Genomic DNA, 3,031 nt, shown 5'->3' on the forward strand with positions numbered 1-3,031 from the left:
ACGGCCGGGGCGCTGGCGCGTTCCTGTGTGGCGCGGAAATCGACATTGGTCTTGATCCCCAGCGCTTTCAACTGCGCAAAGCCGGCCGGGGTGATGCGGTTCATGGCGGCCGACCGGTAGAGGATGCCCCATTTCACTTCGCGGCCGTTGGCGGTTTTGTAGCCGCCGATATCGCGGAAATTGTTGCTACCCTCAATGGCGATCAGGCGCGAGCGGGCTTCGGTCGCAACCGGTGTGGAGGCTTGGGCCAAGGCCTGCGGGGCCGCAGCGGCGAAGAGGAGGGCGGCGCACAGACTTAAGGCGCGGACGGGTTTGGACATGGTTGGCTTTCGCAGATAGGTTTTGCAGGGAAAAGGGGACCGGGGCACGCATGTGGCGCCCCGGCTGGACGGGGTTTAGAAGCTGATATTGGCTTCGATGCCGTAGGTGCGCGGCTCGTTATAGATGCCGTAGGTGCCCAGGGCGGCGTTGAAGTTACGCATAAAGACGTGCTTTTCGTTCGTCAGGTTACGCGACCAAAGCGACAGTTGCAGCGCGGTGTTCTGACCCGGCAGGGCGATATTGGCGAGGGCCAGACGGCCGTTGACAATCAGCGAATTGTCGCTGCGCGTCGGGTCGGCGGAGCTGGTGTTCTGACCGCTGGCACCATTGGCGTCGAGGTGAGCCTTGAACAGGGCACTGCCAACCGGGCGGCTATAGTCCACCGTGACGCTGTAGGCGTTTTTCGGCGCGTAGAGCGGATAGACCGCGACCAGCGGGTTGCCGGCGACGAAGGGGTTCGGGGCCTTGGGCAGGTGGGTCGAGTTGGTGGCGTAGGTGGCCCCCAGGATCAGGCCGCGGAAGGGACGATAGGTGATATCGGCTTCGACGCCTTTCAGCTTGGCCGTGCCCGCCGCATTGGTGGTTTCCAGCGTGCCGCGCGTATTGCCCGGAATGACGGCGTTGAAGTCGATCTGGGTATCCTTATAGTCGCTGTCATAGGCGGCGAGGTTGACGCGCAGGCTGCGGTCAAACCATTCCGACTTCAGGCCAATTTCGCGCGCCTCGACGCTTTCCGGACCGAACGCCCGGTAGGTCAGCGAGCGCGAATTGGCTCCGCCAGCCTTATAGCCCGTGCTCCATTTGGCGTAGAGATTGATGTCGCTGGTCACGTCATAGGCGACCGTCACCATCGGGTCGATGCGGTCCCATTTGGCGTCAAGATGCTGGATAGCGGCGACGCCATTGACCACCGGGATGGCTCCGTTGACCTTGAGCAGTTCGCCTCGCTTTTTGTCCTCGGTATAGCGGGCCCCGATGGTGAGGTGTGCCTTGCCGTCAAACGCGTCCGGGGTCCAGGTCAGTTGCCCGAACAGACCGGCGCTGTCGGTTTTCGCCGTCGAGGCGCGGTCGGGGAAGGGGGTAGCGTTCACCGGAGACGGCAGGATGGCATAGCCTGTCCCGGTGGCGTTCCATTGCAGCGTGTTGGGGGCCCAGGCGTCGTCGGCCACCGATTCATGGTAGAAGAAGGCGCCACCGACATAGTGGAACTGCGCGCTGTCGCCGATCAGCTGGATTTCCTGACTGTACTGGCTCTGGTCGAAATTGGCGAGGCTGTAGCGGCTGAAATTGCCGTTGGGCGCGAATACCGACAGGGCGGTGGAGCCGTTGTCGAACTGCGACTGCGTCAGCTTGCGATACGAACTGATGGATTTCACCTTCAGGCCGTCCGATAGCTTCCAGTCAATGACCAGTGTATGGCCGCTGGTATTGCCGACGCTGTGCTGCATCGGCACGCCGATCAGAGCGCTCTTGGCGCGGTCGGGCTGGGTCGGGGTCAGCGGAGCCAGCGGCAGGCTGCCCTTGCTCAGAAGCTGCACAAAATAGGGCGTGCTGGCATCGCGCGAAGCGTCGAAAGCATAATCGACACTGACGCTTTCGCTGGCCCGCCACAGGGCTTCAAGGCGCACGCCGCCCTTGTCATAGGCGTTGAAATCCGGTGCGCCGTCCAGGGGGTTCTTCACCGTGCCGTCGCGCTTGGACAGGACCAGATCGGCCTTTACGCTGACATTATGCATTTCCGGCAGGTTGAGGTGCGATTCCAGCTTGTAGCCATTGAAGTTTGACAGGCCGAAAGTGGTGTTCATGCCGTAGACGCCGGTGGGCTTTTTGGTCACGATGCTGATGGCGCCGCCTTCGGTATTGCGCCCGAACAGGGTGCCCTGCGGCCCTTTCAGCACTTCGACGCGCTCGATGTCGAGCAGCGCCATGCCGAGGCCCTGCGCGCGGCCCATATAGACGCCGTCCACATAGACGCCGACGCCCTGATCGCGGCTGGGCTGGTTGGCATCGCCCATGCTGCCCACGCCGCGCATGCCGATGGTCAGGGCCGAACTGCGCGAGAAGAAGGGTGCGACGCGCAGCGATGGAATGGCCCCGTCGCCGAGATCGGCCAGAGACTGCGCATGGCGGTTGCTGAAATCGTCCTTGTTCATCACCGAAATCGAAATCGGTGTCTTTTGCAGCCGGGTTTCGCGCTTTTGTGCCGTCACGACGATTTCCGGCAAGGCATCGGCAGGCGCTTCGGCGGCGGTCGCTGCGGCCTCGGCGTGGGCCGTAGTGGCGTTCAGGCTCAGAAGGGCCAGGCTGCCCATCAGTGCGGTTTGTGCGGCAAGGCGCACACGGTTGAAGGTAAAGACGGTCATGACTATCACCAGTCAGAATGATTAAACTGACTGTGTGTTAGAACGTTTGTATGTAAAAATTTGAACGTTTATATAAAGCATTTGCAACGTCTGTATCCCGCGCACATTTCGTAAAACGCTGTGGCTTTTGAGCGGCAAACCGGTCTATAGACGGCGCATATTGGCATAGGTCGGCGTTAGAATGGCTATACAGGTTTTGGGTCAGGCTCTGAAGGGCCGTGAAGGCAAGGCGGGCGATTCCACGCAGGGATCGGCGGCGGATCGTATGCTGCGGGCTGTGGGTGGGATGTGGCGCAGCCACGGTCGGGCACAGATGAGTGCGCGGCTGGTCGGGCAAAAGGCGGGCG

Annotated in this window: 2 protein-coding genes; both read right to left on the minus strand. The window is 61.8% G+C overall.

The genetic code is table 11. The features are described 5' to 3' along the window. A partial coding sequence (locus tag Q0072_RS04435) for a tyrosine-protein phosphatase (RefSeq protein ID WP_298326300.1) occupies window positions 1–320 on the minus strand: 320 nt, incomplete at its 3' end. Between the two features lie 75 nt (window positions 321–395). Continuing rightward, window positions 396–2,684, minus strand: coding sequence for a TonB-dependent receptor (locus Q0072_RS04440; protein WP_298326301.1), 2,289 nt, complete (start codon window positions 2,682–2,684; stop codon window positions 396–398). Between the last annotated feature and the right edge of the window lie 347 nt (window positions 2,685–3,031).

Source organism: Asticcacaulis sp. (genome assembly GCF_027484505.1).
In the GTDB taxonomy this organism is placed as follows: domain Bacteria; phylum Pseudomonadota; class Alphaproteobacteria; order Caulobacterales; family Caulobacteraceae; genus Asticcacaulis.

Coding starts and splice junctions, on each gene's coding strand:
- Q0072_RS04440 (WP_298326301.1), bottom strand. CDS start 2,684: ATGACCGTCTTTACCTTCAACCGTGTGCGCCTTGCCGCACAAACCGCA.